At 68.0% G+C, this 19,424-nt stretch carries 11 protein-coding genes, 1 tRNA gene and 1 pseudogene; 10 read left to right on the top strand and 3 right to left on the bottom strand.

Annotated elements, in window-relative coordinates; translation table 11 throughout:
- Positions 1-53: 53 nt before the first annotated feature.
- From ACFSL2_RS20490 to ACFSL2_RS20500, 3 genes are all read left to right on the top strand, one after another.
- Positions 54-1,013 (top strand): hypothetical protein, encoded by a 960-nt coding sequence (locus ACFSL2_RS20490; protein WP_377199606.1) that lies wholly within the window; start codon positions 54-56, stop codon positions 1,011-1,013.
- Between the two features lie 170 nt (positions 1,014-1,183).
- Positions 1,184-1,256 (top strand) — tRNA-Ala (locus ACFSL2_RS20495).
- A gap of 203 nt (positions 1,257-1,459) precedes the next feature.
- Complete coding sequence (locus ACFSL2_RS20500) at positions 1,460-1,867, top strand: NUDIX hydrolase (RefSeq protein ID WP_377199607.1); 408 nt, start codon at positions 1,460-1,462, stop codon at positions 1,865-1,867.
- Positions 1,868-1,985: 118 nt separating this feature from the next.
- Here ACFSL2_RS20500 and ACFSL2_RS20505 read toward each other — a convergent pair whose 3' ends face one another.
- The gene (locus ACFSL2_RS20505) at positions 1,986-2,549 is read right to left on the bottom strand and encodes a TetR/AcrR family transcriptional regulator (RefSeq protein ID WP_377199608.1); all 564 of its coding nucleotides are present in this window, start codon (positions 2,547-2,549) and stop codon (positions 1,986-1,988) included.
- A gap of 114 nt (positions 2,550-2,663) precedes the next feature.
- On the opposite strand from ACFSL2_RS20505, the gene ACFSL2_RS20510 reads away from it, so the two are divergent.
- Together ACFSL2_RS20510 and ACFSL2_RS20515 are read left to right on the top strand one after the other, a co-directional pair.
- On the top strand, positions 2,664-3,653 hold the full coding sequence (locus tag ACFSL2_RS20510) for an NAD(P)-dependent alcohol dehydrogenase (protein WP_377199609.1): 990 nt from the start codon (positions 2,664-2,666) through the stop codon (positions 3,651-3,653).
- Positions 3,654-3,762: 109 nt separating this feature from the next.
- The gene (locus ACFSL2_RS20515; RefSeq protein WP_377199610.1) at positions 3,763-6,048 is read left to right on the top strand and encodes an MMPL family transporter; all 2,286 of its coding nucleotides are present in this window, start codon (positions 3,763-3,765) and stop codon (positions 6,046-6,048) included.
- A gap of 44 nt (positions 6,049-6,092) precedes the next feature.
- Here the strand turns inward: ACFSL2_RS20515 and ACFSL2_RS20520 are convergent, their stop codons facing one another.
- The gene (locus ACFSL2_RS20520) at positions 6,093-7,457 is read right to left on the bottom strand and encodes a glycoside hydrolase family protein (protein ID WP_377199611.1); all 1,365 of its coding nucleotides are present in this window, start codon (positions 7,455-7,457) and stop codon (positions 6,093-6,095) included.
- Positions 7,458-7,626: 169 nt separating this feature from the next.
- On the opposite strand from ACFSL2_RS20520, the gene ACFSL2_RS20525 reads away from it, so the two are divergent.
- On the top strand, positions 7,627-7,962 hold the full coding sequence (locus tag ACFSL2_RS20525; RefSeq protein ID WP_377199612.1) for a PadR family transcriptional regulator: 336 nt from the start codon (positions 7,627-7,629) through the stop codon (positions 7,960-7,962).
- Positions 7,962-8,417, top strand: a complete 456-nt coding sequence (locus tag ACFSL2_RS20530) for an HAAS signaling domain-containing protein (protein WP_377199613.1) — start codon at positions 7,962-7,964, stop codon at positions 8,415-8,417. The genes ACFSL2_RS20525 and ACFSL2_RS20530 overlap by 1 nt, the downstream gene beginning before the upstream one ends.
- A gap of 96 nt (positions 8,418-8,513) precedes the next feature.
- Here ACFSL2_RS20530 and ACFSL2_RS20535 read toward each other — a convergent pair whose 3' ends face one another.
- Positions 8,514-8,909 carry a winged helix-turn-helix transcriptional regulator gene (locus ACFSL2_RS20535; protein WP_377199614.1) on the bottom strand — a complete coding sequence of 132 codons (396 nt, stop codon included), beginning with the start codon at positions 8,907-8,909 and terminating at the stop codon, positions 8,514-8,516.
- Between the two features lie 88 nt (positions 8,910-8,997).
- On the opposite strand from ACFSL2_RS20535, the pseudogene ACFSL2_RS20540 reads away from it, so the two are divergent.
- From ACFSL2_RS20540 to ACFSL2_RS20550, 3 genes and pseudogenes are all read left to right on the top strand, one after another.
- Positions 8,998-9,243, top strand: a pseudogene (locus ACFSL2_RS20540) (SDR family oxidoreductase); the annotation flags it as partial.
- Between the two features lie 107 nt (positions 9,244-9,350).
- The gene (locus ACFSL2_RS20545) at positions 9,351-9,812 is read left to right on the top strand and encodes a Rossmann-fold NAD(P)-binding domain-containing protein (RefSeq protein WP_377200905.1); all 462 of its coding nucleotides are present in this window, start codon (positions 9,351-9,353) and stop codon (positions 9,810-9,812) included.
- 502 nt (positions 9,813-10,314) lie between these two features.
- A complete protein-coding gene (locus ACFSL2_RS20550; protein ID WP_377199615.1) occupies positions 10,315-19,422 on the top strand; it encodes a golvesin C-terminal-like domain-containing protein in 9,108 nt (3,035 codons plus the stop codon).
- The last annotated feature ends 2 nt before the right edge of the window (positions 19,423-19,424 follow it).

A 19,424-nucleotide genomic window follows, 5' to 3' on the forward strand; every position in this document is an offset into this window, starting at 1 on the left:
CGGTAGGGCTGCGCATCGTCGCGATGAGCGGCTCCGGCAGGAGAGGAGGGGCGATGGTTACTGACGGCAAGCCGCGGGGGACCGGCCAGGGCGTGCCGCGTGTCGCTCGTCCGACCCCGAAGGGATACCCGCTCCAGATCATGGTCCGAGGTAGGCCGCTGACGACGGAGCGCATCCGCCGGGTCGAGCGGCGGGCACGGCGAGCCGCGCGCGCCCGACGTCGCCTCATCGTCTCGGCGCTCCTGCTGGTGTGCAGCATCGGCGCCTGGGCGCTCGTCGGGCTCGACCGGCTGCACTGGGGCACGGCGGTCGTGCCGTCGGCCATGCTGCTGTTCGTGCTGTTCCTCGGCCGCCGTGCGGCCCGGGCGGCACGGCGCGCGGACGCCAGGTGGCAGGCCACCGTGCGAGCAGCACGGCAGCGCGCCACGCAGGCGCGTGCCCTCGCCAACGGCGGCCCGTACGCGCCCCGCAACCGCGCGCAGGTCACCGGCCTGGCCACCCACGGCTCGAGCACGGAGACACAGGCGATCCCACGGGTCGCCCGCAAGGACGTGCTCGACGAGATCCTCGACGGTCCCGCGAAGCCGAAGGTCATCGAGGTCCAGCCCGAGGCCTCGGACGAGGGCACGACGACGGCCGAGCCGGCAGCGAAGGACGAGGAGCCCGAGAAGCGGGACCAGGTACCCAGCGGACGCGCGTGGGACCCCGTGCCCGTTCCGCTGCCGACCTACGTGACCAAGCCCGCCGCGCCGCAGCGCCAGCCCGCGGCGCTCCCGGCGTCGTCGACCGCTCCCAAGGGTCCGACGGCGTCCGGCGGCTCCGCTGCCCGGTCCAGCGCCACGGGCGGCCGGACCTCCGCGCCGCCGTCGATACCCGTGTCGAGCTCCTCAGGGACGGCGTCCGATCCGGTCGCTGAGGACGAGCTGCTGCGGGGCGAGCCGCCGCGGACGAAGTCCGAGACGCTCGGCAAGCCGCTGGAAGAGATCCTGGCCCGGCGCCGTGCGGCTGGGTGACGAGACTGGTGCCGGGGTGACGGGGCTGGTGCTGGGTGCCGAGTGCCGGGTGCCGGGGTGCCGGGTGCCGAGGCTGGTCGAGGTCGCGCGGGCCACGGGTCCGTGACCCGCGCGACACTCGGCCAAGTTGCGGATCACCGGCGGTGAAGTGCTAGTCTTCTGCAGTCCGAGGGGCTATGGCGCAGTTGGTAGCGCGTCTCGTTCGCAATGAGAAGGTCGGGGGTTCGAATCCCCCTAGCTCCACAGACTGAAACCCCGCTTGACCAGGGCAAACGCCCGGGTCAAGCGGGGTTTCTCCGTTGCTGAGGGGCTCTCCCGCCTGGCCCGGACCCTTTCCCGGCCACCGGAGGCCGTCGAACGCCGTACTGGTTGCGTTTGAGGGCCTCATTCCGCCACTGGCACGGCGCTCGGCGTACGGTGCGAGGGGCTGGGGCCAGGAGGTGCGCGTGTCTGAGGGAGTCACCGACGAGAAGGCCGCCGTCGCGGCGGCGGTCATCGTCCAGGACGGGAAGCTGCTGCTGGTCCAGCGGCGCGTTTCCGAGGGCTCGCTCTCGTGGCAGTTCCCCGCCGGCGCCGTCGAGCAAGGAGAGACGTTCGAGCAGGCCGCCGTTCGTGAGACGGCCGAAGAGGCCGGGCTCACCGTCGAGGCCGTGACGGTTTTGGGGGAGCGCGTGCACCCGAACACCGGTCGCCTCATGGGCTACGTCGCGTGCGACGTCGTCAGCGGCGAGGCGTACGTCGCCGACACGGAAGAGCTCGCAGACGTCGTGTGGGCGACGCCGGACGAGTTCACCGACTACGTGCCCTACGGCTTCGCGCCAGCGGTGCAGGACTACCTCACGAAGGTCGGCTGACGAGGTAGCGGGGGTAGGGGCTACCCGACGAGCGCCAACCGGTTTCGGGCCATGTCGAGGCCCTGGGCCGGAGGTCTCTATTTCCGCTACTCCTGGTGTGAAGCGGGACGGCACGCCGTCACGGACGCTTGATCCCATGGGCGAGATGGTGGATGAACCGTCGTGCCTGGGGAACGGCGTTCTCTCCGGCGGTATCGCTGATCCCCTTCAAGGCCGCGAGGATCAGGAGGATGTCGGCGACGCGGAAATCCTCGCCGACGATCCCGCCGTCGCGCAGGCGCGCGGCGAGGGTGGCCAGCGCAGCCACGGCGTGCACGCGCAGCTCTTCGTACACGGGGATCGCATGGCGCTGCGAGACGATCGCCTCGGACAGGCCGGGGTTCTCCATCTCCATCTCGACGACGGTCTCGAGCGACCGCACGAATCCGCGCCACGGGTCCGGGTCCGCGACGGCGTCATCGAGCACGGCGATGCGATGACGGGCCTGGTCTCCGAACATCGCGGTCAGCAGATCATCGCGTGAGGGGAAGTGACGGTAGAGCGTCGCCGTGCCCACACCCGCGATGCGGGCGATGGTCGCAACCGGCGCTGAGATGCCGTGCTCTCGAAACACGATGCGCGCGGCGTCGATGATGCGCTCGCGGTTGCGCGCGGCGTCCTTCCTCACGTTTCGAGCGGGCATCCGGCTCCTTTCCGGGAAGGCCGGACGGGACTTCTTCCCACTTCGACAGAAACGGGCGGTGCCGCCCGTTTCTTACCTTAGCGTCGATCTCGAAGCGAAGGAAAGGGAACCTGAATGAGCCAGCCGATGCGCACCGCGATGTATGCCCGCTACGGACCACCGGAGGTCTTGTACACGTCGACGGCTCCGCGCCCCGACCCCGACTCAGGTCAGGTGCTGGTGCGCGTCGTCGCCTCGACCGTCAACGGTGGCGAGCTGGCCGGACGTCAGGGACGGTTGAAGATCGTCACCGGACGGAAGTTCCCCCGGCGAATCGGAATCGACTTCAGCGGCGAGATCGTCGCGCTCGGCCACGGCGTGACCGACTTCGCCGTCGGTGACCGCGTGTGGGGCGCCGTCGACGAACGGGGCGATGTGGGGTCGGCGGCGGAGTACGTGGCCGCCGACGTCGGCAGGATCGCGCACGCGCCGTCCGACCTCACCCTCGTCGAGGCGGTGTCGCTTCTCTCCGGGGGAAACACAGCGCTCTCGGCGTTGCGCGACAAGGTTTCCCTCCGCCCCGGAGAGCGGGTGCTGATCCGCGGTGCCGCCGGTGGTGTCGGCAGCGTTGCCGTGCAGGTCGCGAAGATGCTCGGTGCCAGCGTCACCGCGTCCACGAGTCCCGCAACGATCGACTTCGTCCGAGAGCTCGGAGCCGACCACGTCGTGGACTACGACCTGCCTCCACGAGAGCTCGGCGCGTTCGACGTGGTGTTCGATACCCGGGGCACACAGCTGCGTGATTACCGCCGAATCCTCGCGGACGGCGGGCGGATCGTGACTATCGCCTTCGACCTCGATCACCCGGTACGCAGCCTCGGGTACGTCCTGCTCTCCAGCATCCACGGCTCACGTCGCGTCCGACTGTTCTTCGGGCACCCCGCAAGGTCACTCTTCGAGACCCTGACCGCGGCCGCTGAGGCGGGAGAACTGCGTCCGGTGGTCGACACCGTCTTCCCTCTCGAAGAGATCGCCGCCGCGCACGCACGGCTGGAAGCCGGAGGGGTGCGCGGCAAGGTGATCGTCCAGGTCGCCGCCCCGCTTGACGGCCCGGAAGCCGCCTGACCCGCACGGATGCGAACCACCAGGACCCGGCACGACCCTCGCCGCGAGCTCGGTCAGTGCCGGACCGGAACCCTCATCGTCAGACAGCACCCCTATGGAGTACTCACCCATGGCATCTCTCCTCTTTCGTCTTGGTTCCTTCGCCGCACGCCGCGCGTGGATCGTGATCCTCGGATGGGTGGCGGCATTCGGGCTCGCCCTCGGGGCCTTCGCCGGCTTCGGTGGAGAACTGAAGAGCAGCTTCGACATCCCCGGTACCGCGTCCGGTGCGGTCGTCGATGAGCTCGCGGACAAGCTGCCGGACACGGCGGGTGGAACGGGAACGGTCGTCTACCGCACCCGAGACGGAGAAGCGTTCACTGCCGAGCAGCGATCGCAGATCTCCGCTCTGGCAGCGAGCGCGGAGCATCTCGAAGGAGTCGCGACAGTCGTCGACCCCTTCGAGATGACGGAGGAACAGGCCCAGCAGCTCCGGGGGCTCGAGGAGAACCGGAGCGATCTGGAGGAGCCCGCCCGCGAGGCCGGCCTCGCCGCCACCCTGCTCAAGCTTGCGGACGGCATCGCCGTCGTGTCCGAGGACGAGTCGACGGCGATCGTGAACGTCGCCTTCACCGATTCCCGCCTCGATCTGTCCAGCGAGGTGAAGGACGCGACGCTAGGGCACTTCGAGGGTGAACCCGTGAGCGGCACCTCCGTGGACTTCAGCGCGGAGATCTCGCAGGGAGATCCGCAGCTCTTCGGCACGGCGGAGATGATCGGACTGGGCATCGCCGCCGTGGTGCTGATCATGGTGCTCGGTTCGGTCCTCGCCGCCGCGCTCCCGCTCGTCACCGCACTGGTCGGCGTCGGCATCGGCGTCGCCGGATCCCTGTCCTTCTCGGGCATGGTCGACATGGCGGCCGTGACGCCGGTGCTGGGCGTCATGCTGGGGCTGGCTGTCGGCATCGACTACTCCCTCTTCATCGTGAACCGGCACCGCAAGCAGCTGCTCGCCGCCATGCCCGTCCACGAATCGATCGGTGTCGCCGCGGGGACAGCGGGCACGGCCGTCCTCTTCGCCGGGTCGACGGTGGTCGTCGCGCTGCTCGCCCTGAACGTCACCGGGATCCAGTTCCTCGGCCTGATGGGGACGGTCGGCGCCGTGTGTGTCGCGATTGCCGTGCTCATCGCACTGACGCTCACCCCGGCCCTACTCGGCCTGGTCGGCGACCGCCTCCTGAGAAAGGGCGCGCGAGCAACCGTCGGAGAGCGACACCACCGCGAACGCCAGGCGAAGCCGATGGGAACGCTCCGTGCCGTTCTCACCGCTTCGATCTCGGTGGCCGTGCTGCTGACCATCGCCGTGCCGGCCCTGTCGATGCGCCTTGGGCTGCCGGACAGCTCGAGCGACCCGCAGGAGTCCACCAGTTTTCAGGCGTTCGACGCCGTGGACGAGGCGTTCGGTCCCGGTGCGAACGGCCCGCTCCTCGTCGCGGCCGACGTCCCCGACGGGCTCGGCGACGAGGAGGTGCTCGCCGCCCAGGTGGACATCGCGGAGACTCTTGGGGGCCTGGCCGGGGTGGAGGCGGTCGCGCCGATCGCTGCGACGGACGACAACACGCTCCTCGCCTTCCAGGTGAAGCCGAAAGAAGGACCCAACAGCGCGTCGACCGCGGAGCTCGTCGAGGACATCCGAGCGCTGCCGGCTCTCGACGGCGACATCACCCTCGGGGTCGCCGGCCAGGCCGCGATCAACATCGACATCTCGGAGGCGATCGTCGATGTGCTGCCCCGGTACCTCGGCGTCGTCATCGGGTTGTCGCTGCTGATCATGATCATCGTGTTCCGCTCGCTGCTCGTGCCGATCATCGCCACCGGTGGTTTCGTGCTCTCGTTGTTCGCGACGTTCGGCCTCGTCGTCGCCCTCTTCCAGTTCGGCTGGGGGGCAGAGCTCATCGGCGTCCACAGCACGGGACCGATCCTCAGCTTCCTGCCCGTGCTGTTGGTCGGCATCCTGTTCGGACTCGCGATGGACTATCAGCTCTTCCTCGCGTCCGGGATGCGAGAGGCGTATGTCCATGGCGCGCCGGCGCGGACCGCCGTGACGAAGGGCCTCCATGCAGGGCGATCGGTGGTGATCGCCGCCGCGCTCATCATGGTGGCCGTCTTCGGCGGGTTCATCTTCTCGGAGGCCACGCTGGTCCGTTCCATCGGGTTCGGTCTCGCCTTCGGTGTGCTCCTGGACGCCTTCGTCGTCAGGCTGCTGCTCATGCCCGCGCTCATGCACCTGCTCGGCAAGAGCGTCTGGTGGCTCCCGCGATGGCTCGACCGCATACTTCCTCACGTCGACATCGAGGGGACCTCGCTGCGCAGCCGTCCGCGCGCGGACGGAACGCGGTCGAAGATACGGCGGTGACCCGCCCGTGCCGCTGCGCGCCGCTCAGCGTCGCTCAGCGCCGCTCAGTGACCGAGGTCGTGCGGAACGGTGACGTCGACGGTGCAACCCACGGCGCGGCCGAGCTCGTCGTGGCCGGCGTAGGTCAGGGTGTAGGCCCGGCCGCTGCCGTCGCCGTCTCGCTCGGCGCGCAGCTGGCCGGCGACCGACGGTGTTCCGGTGTCGAATCCGGACACGTCTCCCTCGCCGCCGCCGGAGACATCGACGAGCTCGAACGCTCGCGGGCCCAGGATGCCGTCAGGGAGGTCGACGTCGACGGTGACGTCCACCAGCTGCCGGTTCGGCGGCCAGAGCACCGGCCGGTCGACCGTGCAGTCCAGGTCACGCGCGGGAACGGGCTCGTCCAGGGTGGCGACGGCGTGGCCGATGGTCGCGGTCAGCCGGCCGCCGGACTCGTAGTACATGTGCGCGGTGCGGCCGTCGAAGTAGAAGGTCGGGGCCGCCGATCGGCCGAGGTCAGGGGCCTCCGCCATCGAGTCGTGAACCATGCCGAGGTGGATCTCCTGGTCGAAGTTCTCGCCCACGTCCACTGCGTGCATGTTGCCGTCGCTGGCGTGGAAGATCACCAGGTTCTTGCCCTCCCAGCGCAGGAAGAACGGCCCCGAGACGTTCGGTTCCTCGATGCCCCGTGGCGTCACGAGGGGCTCGGGCTGCACCGTCCAGCTTCGCGCGTCGTTGGACACCGCCCAGCGGATCCGCCGGGCAACGGGTCCGTTCTGGCCGGGCAGCGCGTTCGCCGGGTTGTCCATGAACAGCATCAGGTAGCGGGTGCCGAGCCGCGCCACGGGCTGTTCGAGGACGCGCGCGTACGACGTCTCCCGGCCGGTGGTCTCGTCCCGCTGGACCGCGGTTCCGCCGTACTCGAAGTGGATGCCGTCGACCGAGGTGGCGTACCTGGTGATCGTGTTCTCGCCGTGGAAGTACAGGAAGAGTCGCTCCTCGTCTTCCACCCACATGGCATGCGGCGACGAGATGTGGCTGACGGTGCCGTAGTGCGGCGGCCAGCTGTTGGTGATGAGCGGGTTGCCGTCGTACTCGGTCCACGGGCCGTCTATCGAGTCGGAGTAGGCCAGGGCGATGCCGCCCGGTCGCTCGTGCGGGGCGTAGTACATGTAGTAGGTCCCGAGCGGCTCCGCGAAGTAGTCCGCAGCGCGGATCACGCTGGGGAAGATGAACTCGTCCGTCGGGTTGTACGCCAGGTCGCCCTTGTCGAACGCCGTGCCGACGTAGCTGAACTCCGGGAACGTGGACGGATCGCTCGCAGTCTCGGCGCCGGATGCGGACGCGGAGGCGGTCACCGCCAGGACGACGGCGAGGAGGCTCGCTGCAGCGGCGAAAGGCGCGCGGCGCGTCATGCGGGGTCGGTTCACGATTCTCTCCTTTGAGATCGGCGGCCCGCGTGCAACAGGTCGGGTGCCGCCTTCAGGTCGTGAGCGTCAGCCTTCGGCGTCGTCCCCACCGCGGTCAATGACGGTAATCGAACCCACCAGCAGGCCTGGGGGGTACCTTGTGTCGCAAGAGACTGCTATCGTGTAACGCATGATACCGACACCGGACATGGTCCTGACGCAGCTCCGCAAGGGGGTCGTGGAGTACTGCGTCCTGGCTTGCCTGCGCTCGGCACCTGCCTACGGGCTCGAGCTCGCCGAGCGCCTCGGCACCGACAACTCCCTGCTGACCAGCGAGGGCACGCTGTATCCGCTGCTGTCGCGTCTACGTCAGCAGAGCTGGGTCACCACGACCCAGGTCCCCTCCGCGGTGGGCCCCCCGCGTCGGTACTACGAGATCACCGACGAGGGCCGGGCGGCACTGGAGACCTTCACTGCCACCTGGTCCCGTTTCACGACAGACGTCCGTACGACCCTGGAGTCCTGATGACCACGACGCCCGACTTCCCGACCCTGGTCGAGGCCTACCTCGCCGACCTCGACCGTGCCCTGGCCGCCGCCGACCCGCGCGAGCGCGCCGAGACCGTGGCGGCGGTGCGTGAGCATGCCGCCGAGTCACTCGCACAGCACGGCACGGACGACGAGTCGGTCCGCCGCGTGCTCGACGAGCTGGGCCCCGTGGAGGCCATCGCCGCCGAGGCCACCCCCGTTCCGGCGCCCGTCACCACAGGGCGAAAGACCGAGGCCACGGATGCGGTGCTGGCCGTGCTCGCCGTCGTGCTCTGGCCGCTGGCCCCGGTCACCCTGGTCTGGGCGATCATGCGGCTGCGCGCCGGCGTGGGCAACCGTGCCCTGCAGTGGCTCACCATCGCGCTCAGCGCCGTCACCACCTTCGGCGGCATCGTGCTGCTCGTGCTGCACGCCATCAGCCGGTTCGAGTAGATCGGACCGGTGCTTTGCCGATCGGGTCGAGTCGTCCTGGGCGACGGGTGCCGGCCGGCTTGTCGGCCGCGGCTCGACGGCGGCGTTCGCGCAGCGTCAACTCTCCGTCTGTGCGGGCGCCTCGGTGCGACGGGACGGCTCGGTGTGGTCCTGGATCCAGTCCAGCATGGTCGCAAGGTGTCCGCGGAGCCCGCTGCCGAGAGGGGTCAGGCCGTAGGTGACCTGGGGCGGTGACGTCGGCTCGACCTTGCGCCAGACAAGTCCGTCCTGAGCCAGGTTCCGCAGGGTCTGCGACAGCATCTTTTCGCTGATGCCGTCGATGTGGTCACGCAGCTCGAAGAACCGCAGCGGCTGCTCCTGGAGCCTGAGCAGGACCCAGACGCCCCAGCGGCTCGTGACGTGGTCGAGCACCTGCCGGGCATCGCAGTTCGTGTGAAACGGGTCACGGTCCTTGGTCGAGGACGACGGCGCCTCCGAGATTCCGATCTCCATGTCAGGACCTTACTTGGAGGTACGTCCTTTCTGATAGTAAGCGGCGTTCCTAGAGTCTGCCGCGTACCTGACACCGGAAGGAATCGTCATGATCGTAGTCACCGGATCCACCGGCAACATCGGACGCCCCCTGCTCGACGCCCTCACCGCCGCGGGGGAGTCGGTCACGGCCGTCTCGCGCAACCCGGTCGGACTTCCCGACGGGGCACGGCACTTCGCCGGGGACCTGACCGACCCGGAAGGGCTGGAGCCCGCCTTCCGAGGTGCGGACCGGCTCTTCCTCATGGTTCCGGACCCCGCGCTGCCGGTGTCCCAGATCGTCGAGACGGCCCGGGCCAGCGGCATCAGCCGCATCGTGCTGCTGTCCTCGCAACGCGCCCAGTCGAGACAGGATCCGTACCTGACGGGCATGGAGCAGACCGTGACCAGCGCTGTTCCGGAGTGGACCGTGCTGCGCCCGGGGGCTTCGCCTCCAATGCGCTCCTGTGGGCCGACTCGGTCCGTTCCTCCCGGACGGTTCAGGCGCCCTTTGCCGATGTCGGGCTGCCGCCGATCGATCCGGCAGACATCGCCGCAGCGGCAGCGGCAGCCCTGCTGGGGGACACCCACGTGGGCCGGTACTACACCCTGAACGGCCCCGCTGCGGTCACGCCGCGCGAGCAGGTCGCCGCGATCGGAGAGGCGCTCGGTGAACCGGTCGAGCTCCTTGAGCAGACCCGCGAGCAAGCTTTCGCCCAGCTGTCGCAGATCTGGCCCCCTGCGGTCGTCGACAAGACCCTGGACGCGCTAGGGACCCCGACCGACGACGAGCGGAAGCCGTCGCCCGAGACCGCGCTCGCACTCGGCCGTGCCCCGCGGAGCTTCGCTGACTGGGTCACCCGCAACATCGGCGCGTTCCGGTAACCCTGCGTCCGGCTGGCGAAGCAGCACATGGCCGGCGCCCGTTCCACCGGACCGGGCACGGGATCCGCCCACGCCGAGCTGGGTTGCGGACCGCCAGGCTGCCCGATCTCAGTGAAGATTTTGTGCCCGAGTTGTCCACAGGCTAGCGGGTCGTCGAGTGGCTGATTTCAGGAGCTCCGCTTTTCACCCTGTTGACAGTCCGGGTGAAAAGCGGAGCATTTTTCACCCCCCCTCCAGACCGTCCTGGGAGGTTTCTGGACGAGTGTCCACGTTGCGCAATTCGTCCGTTTGCTGTGAGTCTCCTGGTTGTTGTTGTTGTCATGGCTATGGCTTGACTGGGTCCTGACCGTTCCCCTGATCTCGGGGTCGTTCGCATCAGTGCCTGCTCTGTATCTGTACTGGTCGGGAGGCCTGTCTGATGGGTGCGCGTCGGTCGTCTGGTTCTGCGGTCAAGACCGGGTTCGAGTGGAGAGCCCTGTTCGGGACGGCGAGTGGACCCTCCATGCGCTTGTGGGCCCGGGCGATGACCGTCGTGGTCACTGCCGCGGCGCTGCTGGGGGTCTATCTGGTTCCTGCCGGGCCCGCTCTCGCGGCGACGGAGGACGGGTTGTCGGAGGCGGATCGTGCGGCGGCCGCTGAGGCAGCCGCCCCGCCTGCTGAGCGGGAGGGCGAGGGCGGTAACTGGTTCACGGACCTGTTCGGTGGCGATGACGCGCCGGAGGCTGATCCGATCCCGGAGGACCGCGAGCTGTCGCCCGAGTCGAATCCGGTGGTTCCGGAGGTGGCCACACCGGCTGAGCCTGGCGAGCGGGTGCGGGAGCTGAAGGGGCAGCGCACCGCGAACACCAGGACGTTCCTGCTGGACGACGGTCAGCGGCAGGTCGAGATGGCCGGCGAGCCGCTGTTCTACGAGACTGCCCAGGACGGTCTGGTCGAGATCGACACGACCGTCGCGCCGACGGGCAAGGCGGTGGCCGCCGCGGGTGCGAAGAATCTCCCGGCGAAGGCCGGCAAGGCTGCTTCGTCGCGGGGCTGGTCGCACGCGAGCGTCGCCAACACCGCACGGTCCTGGTTCGGTCAGCGGTCGGACCGGGTGGTCCGGGTGGAGGACGCCGCGGGTCGTGGCGTGACGGTGGGCCTGCCCGACGCCGCGAACGGTGAGCTGTCCTCCCCGCGGGTCGACGGTGCCACGGTGACCCACCAGGACGTGGCTGCGTTGGACGGCGCGGACCTGTCGTACGAGGTGCTGCCGGGACGGGTCAAGGAGTCGATCACCCTCTCCGAGGCTCCGGCCGAGGACGCCGGACCACTGGAGTACGTGTTCACGCTGTCCGACCTCGATGGCCTGACGCCGCGCCTCGAGAAGGACGGCTCGATCGGGTTCTACGGGGAGCTCGAGCCGGAGCCTGCGGTGTCGATCCCGGCGGGCGTGATGTGGGACTCCCGCGAGGCCGAGACCACTGAGGGCGGCAAGCTGTCCGCGCCGGACGACCAGGGCGCTGCCGTGTCCCGGGACGTTGCCTACGAGCTGGAGCGGTCGGGCCAGGGCGCGTGGACGCTGACCGTGACGCCTGACCTGGACTGGCTCATGGCTGAGGCGCGGGTGTGGCCGGTGACGGTGGACCCGACGATCATCATCTCGCCGACGGGGAACTTCTCGAAGGACACGATGATCCTGTCGGAGGCGCCGACCACGGAGTACTACACGAGCAGCCGCCTGTCCGTCGGCCGTACCGGGGGTGGTCTGGCGCGGTCGATGCTGGAGTTCCCGCAGCTGCACGACGTGGTCCCGGCCGGCTCCACGGTGACGGATGCCGATCTGGAGCTCTATTTCGACCAGGCGCACACGGACTGGGCGACCAAGGTGCCGCTGGAGGTGCGGGAGGTCACGGGTGCGTGGGAGTCGCGCACGACGAACTGGTCGAACGCGAACGGGTTGCAGGGCGGGATCGCCGGGTTCCAGCGCACGTTCGACAACACGCACGCGGATGCGGAGTTCTCGGGTGACTGGCCGGCGTCGGGCAACACGTCGTTGACGCAGTACGCATACGGGCGCACCTACCAGTTCTCGTACGGGAACGGTGACGGCACGACGGACGAGTTCGGGGTGACACCGAACCTGCCGGAGGGTGGCGTCTGGCAGATCCGAGTGGCGCACGTGCCGGGGGTGGACCGGGCGAGGGCGGCGAAGCTGCAGGTGACGTTCCCGGGCGGGAGCACGCGCACCTACAAGGTCAACATGCAGCGTGGCACCCCGACGTCGGGTGGGGTGTGGTCGGTGGTGCAGTCGCACACCCTGAACCCGGGTGCGCGGGTCGCGGTGACCGACGCGGACGTGCAGACCGACCGCGTGGTGCTCGCGGACGCGATCCGCCTGATCAAGGGCGGTACGGCGATCCGCACGTCGGGGCAGATCGGCAAGTGGCACGACTACGACGTGACCCAGACGGTGAAGAAGTGGGCTGCCGGGTCGTTGGCGAACAACGGGTTCATGATCCGTGCCACTGACGAGAGCGTCAACGGGCCGCTGGGCGGTCCGCGGTACGAGGCCGGCGAGAACGTGTACGGCGGGGAGACGCGCAACATGCCGCGCCTGACGGTGACCTATGGGCAGCCGGGCGTGGTGATGGATATTCCGGACACGATTCACGCCAACGGTGCGGAGCTGTCCTGGTCGTCGTACAAGGATCCGTCCTCGTACCTGCGGGACGACCTGGTGGAGTACCAGGTGCACCGGTCGGTCTCGCAGACGTTCACGCCGTCGGCCTCGACGTTGATCGCGCCGGTGGACCCCGGCACCACACAGTTCGTGGACACGACGGCGGTGCCGACGCCGGCCGACTCGTCCGGGGTGGGCGGGTTGTACTACTACCAGGTTGCGGTCAAGCGCCGGGACGGCAGCATCGTCCCGTCCTCGACGCAGATCGTGCGATTGCCCAAGGCGGGGCACACGACCAAGGTGCTGGTCGCTTCGGGAGATACGTCGCTGGCCAGTGGGGAGCCGAACCAGAACTGGGACACGGTGCAGGACATCACGACCCAGCACTGGGACCTGGTCGGTAACGCATCGGAACGCTATGGCGTCACGCGCACGGTCATGGAGTGGGACGACGCGGCGTGGGAGATCCCTGATAACGCGGTGGTGACCGAGGCGTTCCTGCGGATGTGGCAGGAGACCACGGAGACCACCCGTACGAACGCGGACGGCAGCATGGTTTACCCGACCGAGGGCGACTATCAGCTACGTCGCGCGACGGTCGACTTCGACGAGACGCTCGCGACGTGGAACGATCCGGACGGGTCCGGTCCCGGGACGTGGAACCCGGGGGGCACGCACACCTCCGCCGTCCAGTCGACGGTCTCGGACGTCGGGGAGGGGCCTGACCGGTTGTCCTGGGACGCGAAAGCGGTCACTCAGGCGTTCGTGAACAACCCGTCCTGGAACAGGTCCCTGATCGTGCGGATGGAGGACGAGGACGCCTCTCAGGACCGGTCCCTGTTCGCCTCGGCGGAGGCCGAGGACAACGGTGGCCTGGAACGCTCCGGTCCGCGCTTGTCCGTGACGTACCTCAGCACGGCGCCGGAGGACACGTTCTACGCGCCGGACACCCCCGAGCGGATGCAGCCGGGCGTCAGCTATCAGGTGCCGGTCACGGTGTCCAACACGACGCAGACCACGTGGACCACCGGTGGTCAGGAGCTCGTCGCGTCCTGGACCCTGCCGGACGGTTCCGTGGCCCCAGGCTCGCAATCGTCGACGACGGCGCTCCCGCAGGACCTGGTCCCCGGCGCGCTGGCCGAGATGACGGCGACCGTCGTCGCTCCGCCCGTCAGTGACGGAAACCTGCGCTCGGACTACTCGTTGTCGTGGGAGATCGCCAACACGGCGTCGCCCACGCAGGAGAAGACCGCTCGGCAGGACGCGGAGACAAAGGGCGACCAGTCGGCGCAGGCGGCGGCGTCGGCCCAGGGGCTGGACGCCACAGCGACCGGTGAGGCAGGCGAGCAGACCGAGGAGAGCACCCTGGCCGAGGCCGGCATCGCGGCACTGCCGGCGGGGAAGCTGAAGCAGAACGTCGCGGTCGAGGACCCGACGTCGGACCAGCTGGGTCTGGAGAGCTTCTACACCTACGCGGGGAAGAACACGGGTGCGGGTGGCACCCTGATGAACAACGTGGCTGCCGGTAACGCCGTGTGGTCCTATGACGCGTTCAGCAACCCGGGCCGCGGGTTGTCGACGTTCGCGCGGTTCTCGTACAACTCGCAGGACACCTCCGACACGGTGTCCGGGTTCGGCTGGTCCGCGCAGGTGTCCGGGCCGATCCGGCTCGGTGCGCCGCTGGAGTTCCACCCGAACAATGGTCCGCGGGAGATCATGCTGCCGGACGGCGACGGCACCACCCACGTGTTCCGGCTGAACGAGACGACGGGCGAGTGGGACGCCCCGGCGGGCGTGAACTACCGGCTGACGCAGAGCGCCGCCGATGTGACCTGCCCCGGCAACCAGGACTACGTCGCGGACGCCTGGCAGATGCTGCGTCCCGACGGCACGACGTTCGTGTTCGGCTGCGACGGATATCTGAACCAGGTGATCGACAAGAACGGCAACACGCAGCAGTTCACCTACACGTCACAGCAGTCGAACAACCAGCCCCGCAAGTTCCTGCAGTACATCACTGACCCCACGGGCCGGCAGACCCTCACGGTCGACTACTGGGACAAGGGGCAGACCGACTGGCGGTACGTGGACGAGACCACGGGAAACCTGGTCGACGGGTCGGGCAAGCTGACCAACTCCAAGATCTACGACCACGTGCGGTCCATGACCGACGTCTCCGGTCGAACCGTCGAGTTCTACTACACCGACAAGGGCCTGATGGGCCGGATGATCGACGGCGCCGGCGCCACCGATGACGCCGGTGAGTCGATCGCGAAGCACTTCAGGTTCACGTACGACGCCGACCAGGGCAACAAGAACGCGAAGCTGACGGCGGTGACCGACCCGCGGGGCAACACCACGCGGATCGGGTACTACTACCCGGCCGAGGGAGATGACCCGAAGGACCACTGGTCGGTGCAGACCATCACCGACCGACTCGGTGGGGACACCACGTTCGACTACGTGCCGCACGCGACGAACGATGACTGGTGGAACACGAGCGTCACGGATGCCGAGGGGCACGCGACGACGTACGTCTCGGACGACTTCGGGCGGCCCCGGTCGGTGACGAACGCGAAGGACGAGACGGTCTCGCTGACGTGGGACGGGGACAACAACGTCCGGACGCTGACCGAGGCGAACGGCGCGGTCACGGCGTACTGCTACGACCCGAAGACCGGGTACCCCCTCTGGCAGCGTGACGCCGAGCAGAACGCAGCCCAGGGTGGTGCGCCTGCCGCGTCGGAGTGTGTGTCTGGGGAGACCGCTGAGCTGGCGCCGGCCGGTGCGCAGGTCATGGAGTACCAGACCTGGGAGAACGGGCACGTCGCGCAGATCGCGCGGACCACGTCGCCCGAGGGCCGGAAGAACCAGTTCACGTACGACCCCAAGGGCAACCTGCTGACCGTCACGGACGGCAAGGGCATCGCGACGGCCACGGCGGGGGACTACACGACGTCGTACACGTACGACCAGTACGGGCAGCTGCTGACGGCGACGGACGCGAACGAGAACGTCACGCAGTACCGCGGGTACACCGCCGTGGGGTACCCGGAGGTCACCGAGGACGCGTTGGGTAACGTCTCGCGGACCACGTACTCGAACGACGGGCGTGGCCTGGTGACCCAGGTCGAGGACCCGTTGGATGGTCTGGTGACGCAGGCGTACGACGTGTTCGGGCGGCCGCTGGCGGGCACGACCCGGAAGTCGGCGGACGAGACGATCACGACGCCGGCTCCGGTGTATGACGCGAACGACAACGTGACCGTCTCGACCGCGCCGAACGGTGCGGTGTCCACGGCGACGTACGACCAGGCCGACCAGGTCATCAAGTCCACGATGCCGAAGGACACCGAGACCGGCCCGGACCGTATCTCGCAGTACGAGTACGACACGGTCGGCAACCTGCTCAAGACCACCGAGCCGAAGGGTGTCGCGACCACGACGGTCCCGGACGACTACACGACGTCGTACGCATATGACGCGATCTATCAGCAGACGTCGGTGACCAACGCTGACGGTGACGTCATCAGCTACACCTATGACGAGGTCGGCAACCTGGTCAAGACGGTGGACCCGAAGAAGAACGCGTCGGCGGACCCCGACGACTTCACGTCCACGACCGAGTACGACCTGAACCACCGGCCCGTCTCGGGCACGGACGCCGCGGGCAACACGAGCTCGACCGCGTATGACGCGGACGGCCTGGCGGTGTCCTCGACGGACCCGGACGGCAACACGTCGCACGTCACCTATGACGAGCGTGGGGCGCAGGTCGAGACCAAGTCCCCGCACGAGTCTGTCGACGGGGTGGTGCAGTACCGCACGACGAAGGTGGAGTACGACGAGGTCGGTAACACGACCCGGGTGGTCACGCCGCGGGGTGTGGCGACCGCGGACCCGGACGACTTCGCGTCCCGGACGGAGTACGACGCGCTGAACCGGCCAGTGCGGTCCTTCCAGCCCTATGACCCGGCGGATACCCGCTACAACGACGCGAATGTCTTCACCGAGACGACGTACGACGCCGCCGGCCGGGTGGTGAAGACGTCGATGCCGCCGTCGGAGGGACAGACGGCGCGCAACGAGTCGGTCACCGAGTACTTCGACAACGGGTGGATCAAGAAGTCCGCGGATGTGTGGGACATCTCCACGACGTACGAGTATGACGATCTGGGTGCGCAGACGGCCCGGACTCTGACGTCGGCGGACGGGTCGGCGAACCGGACGATGTCCTGGTCGTACTTCCCGGACGGGAAGCTGGAGACCAAGTCGGATGACGGTGTGCCGGTCGGTTCGCACTCGGTGGTCACGGACAACGACACCGCCGGGCTGGCCGAAGCGACCGGGACCTGGGCGACCGGGTCGGCCGCGGGTGAGCAGGGCACGAACCACCGCACGCATGCGGCGGCGGCGTCGAGCACGGATGAGTTCACCTGGACCCTGGATGTCCCGGCGGACGGGACGTATGCGGTCGCGGTGACCTACCCGCAGGTCGCCGGGGCGGCCACCGATGCGAAGTTCGAGCTGACGCACGGTGAGGATGGTGACGGTCAGGGCGGTGAGGTGACCGAGCCGGCCTACGTGGTGGATCAGTCGGCGGGTGCCGGCGGGTGGTCCGACATGGGGCGGGTCGAGCTCCGCAAGGGGGACCCGGTCACGGTGAAGCTGGCGCCGTCTTCTACCGGTGTCGTCGTGGCTGACTCCGTGCGGTTGGTGCGGGACAACGCCGCCGACACCGACACCGAAGCCAAGGCGTTCGCCTACTCCTACGACATCAACGGGAACCTGACCGGGATCAACGACACGAGCTCGGGTGCCCGGGCAGATGACTACCAGGTCACCTACACCGGCCTGAACCAGGTCGAGAGCGTCACGGAGTCGTTGACCGGGGTGGAGGGTGCGACGACGACCAACTACGGGTACGACGTGCTGGGGCAGCCGGTCACGGTCGACCACCCGGACCAGGCCTCGACGTATGAGTACCAGGATCCGCGGCACCTGCTCACGTCCGTGAGCGTGGACGACCTGAACGACACCGCGGGGGCGAAGGTCACCGGGTACACGTACGACAACCTCGGACGTCGAGCGACGGAGACGAAGGCGAACGGGAACGTCGTCACCAACGGGTACTTCCTCGACGGTGCCCTCAAGTCGCTGCGTGAAGAGAAGGCCGGCGGAGCCCTGGTCTCCTCGCACACGTATACGTACGACGACAACGGGAACAAGCACACCGATGTCGCCTCCAAGGCAAACGCCGATGTTGCCGGGGCGTACCTCGAGTCGACCACGACGTACACGTACGACCCGGTCGACCGGCTCGCGGAGTCCGTGAAGACGGGCAACGGGGCCAAGACCGAAACGTACGTGCACGACGACAACGCCAACGTCATCTCCCAGGACGTGGGTGGGACGGCGACGACGTACTCGTACGACCGCAACCGGCTCCTGACCGCCACAGCTGACGGGGCTACGGCGTCCTACCGGTATGACCCGTTCGGTCGGAAGACATCGGTGGTCTCAGCCGGGCAGACGATCTCCCGGACGACGTATGACGGGTTCGACCACATCGCCAAGTCCGAGAAGATCAACGACGCCGGGGCGCTGGAGTCGACGACGTACGCGTACGACCCGCTGGACCGAACGGCATCCAAGACAGCCGGCGGGGAGACCACTGACTACACCTACCTCGGCTTGTCCAGCGAGGTCCTGGGTGAGGAGGTTGCCGGGCAGCTGACCAAGTCGTACCAGTACTCCCCGTGGGGGCAGCGGCTCTCCCAGATCACCCACCAGGCCGACCCAGAGGCCGGTGTCGAGGCAGGGGAGAGCGCGTACTACGGATACAACTCGCACACCGACGTCGAGACCCTGACGGACGACACCGGCACCACGGTCGCGACCTATGGGTACACCGCGTACGGGAGCGCCGATGAGACGGAGTACACCGGGATCGACAAGCCCGAGGCCGGTGCGCCGGAGGACACAGAGCCATACAACGCTTACCGGTACAACTCCAAGCGCTGGGACACCGGATCCGGCACCTACGACATGGGGTTCCGCGACTACGCGCCCGGATTGAACCGGTTCACCACCCGCGACATGTACAACGGGTCGCTGGCCAACATGAGCCTCGGATCCGACCCGTACACGGGCAACCGGTACGCCTTCACTGGTGGCAACCCCATTAACCGCATAGAGCTTGACGGACATATCGACGGTGATTTGCGGGACACGGCACTTGCGTTAGGAGGGTCGCCGCAACCGAATCGAGGCGGTGTAATGCTCGCCGATAGAAGCGCTGTGGTGTCCCCGGGCACCGTCAAGCCGCCGCAAGATCGGTCTCAGAGCGTTTCTGCCAGCAACAGAAAATCACCGATCCGCACACCATTTGGCAAACTTAGTATAGGGCTTTCGATGGTGCTCAGTACGTCAGGGAGCGCGGCGCAGGCAAAGTCATGGAAGGTCGATACCGAGCAGGAAGCTCGGGGGTGCTTCGGCGGTAAGTATCAAGGCTCGACCTATTACTATGGCGATCTTGATGATGACTACCGCGCGACCGGTGCGCTTGCGTGCCTCAATCCGCCTCATGTATTTAAGACCGATCTCCGCAAGCCTTCCGAACCGGCCGGGTTCCAGCCCGGTGACAATCGCTCGCACCTGATTGCGCGCGAACTTGGAGGGACAGCTGATCTGCCAAACATTGTTCCGATGGCAGCGGAGGCCAATCAGAACTCGTATTGGGGGATGCGTCGGATGGAAAAAGAGGCAAACAAGCGCCTCGGGATGAATGAGGTCGTGTTCTACTCTTCGATTCCGCATTATAGGGGCAACGAGGTTCGCCCCTATGGGGTTACCATGGCCATGAGCACGTCGAGCGGGTATAGTTGCCAGCTCTGGGTGCCCAACACCGACAGTTGGGCCGCACCAGAAAACCCGTGCTCGGGATGGTGAGT

This window comes from Promicromonospora aerolata, assembly GCF_042682255.1.
GTDB classification, from domain to species: Bacteria; Actinomycetota; Actinomycetes; order Actinomycetales; family Cellulomonadaceae; genus Promicromonospora; species Promicromonospora aerolata.

Excerpts from the sequence above, each read along its gene's own strand:
- ACFSL2_RS20490 (WP_377199606.1), top strand. The coding sequence starts at position 54 with ATGGTTACTGACGGCAAGCCGCGGGGGACCGGCCAGGGCGTGCCGCGT.
- ACFSL2_RS20505 (WP_377199608.1), bottom strand. The coding sequence starts at position 2,549 with ATGCCCGCTCGAAACGTGAGGAAGGACGCCGCGCGCAACCGCGAGCGC.
- ACFSL2_RS20510 (WP_377199609.1), top strand. The coding sequence starts at position 2,664 with ATGAGCCAGCCGATGCGCACCGCGATGTATGCCCGCTACGGACCACCG.
- ACFSL2_RS20515 (WP_377199610.1), top strand. The coding sequence starts at position 3,763 with ATGGCATCTCTCCTCTTTCGTCTTGGTTCCTTCGCCGCACGCCGCGCG.
- ACFSL2_RS20525 (WP_377199612.1), top strand. The coding sequence starts at position 7,627 with ATGATACCGACACCGGACATGGTCCTGACGCAGCTCCGCAAGGGGGTC.
- ACFSL2_RS20530 (WP_377199613.1), top strand. The coding sequence starts at position 7,962 with ATGACCACGACGCCCGACTTCCCGACCCTGGTCGAGGCCTACCTCGCC.
- ACFSL2_RS20535 (WP_377199614.1), bottom strand. The coding sequence starts at position 8,909 with ATGGAGATCGGAATCTCGGAGGCGCCGTCGTCCTCGACCAAGGACCGT.
- ACFSL2_RS20550 (WP_377199615.1), top strand. The coding sequence starts at position 10,315 with ATGCGCTTGTGGGCCCGGGCGATGACCGTCGTGGTCACTGCCGCGGCG.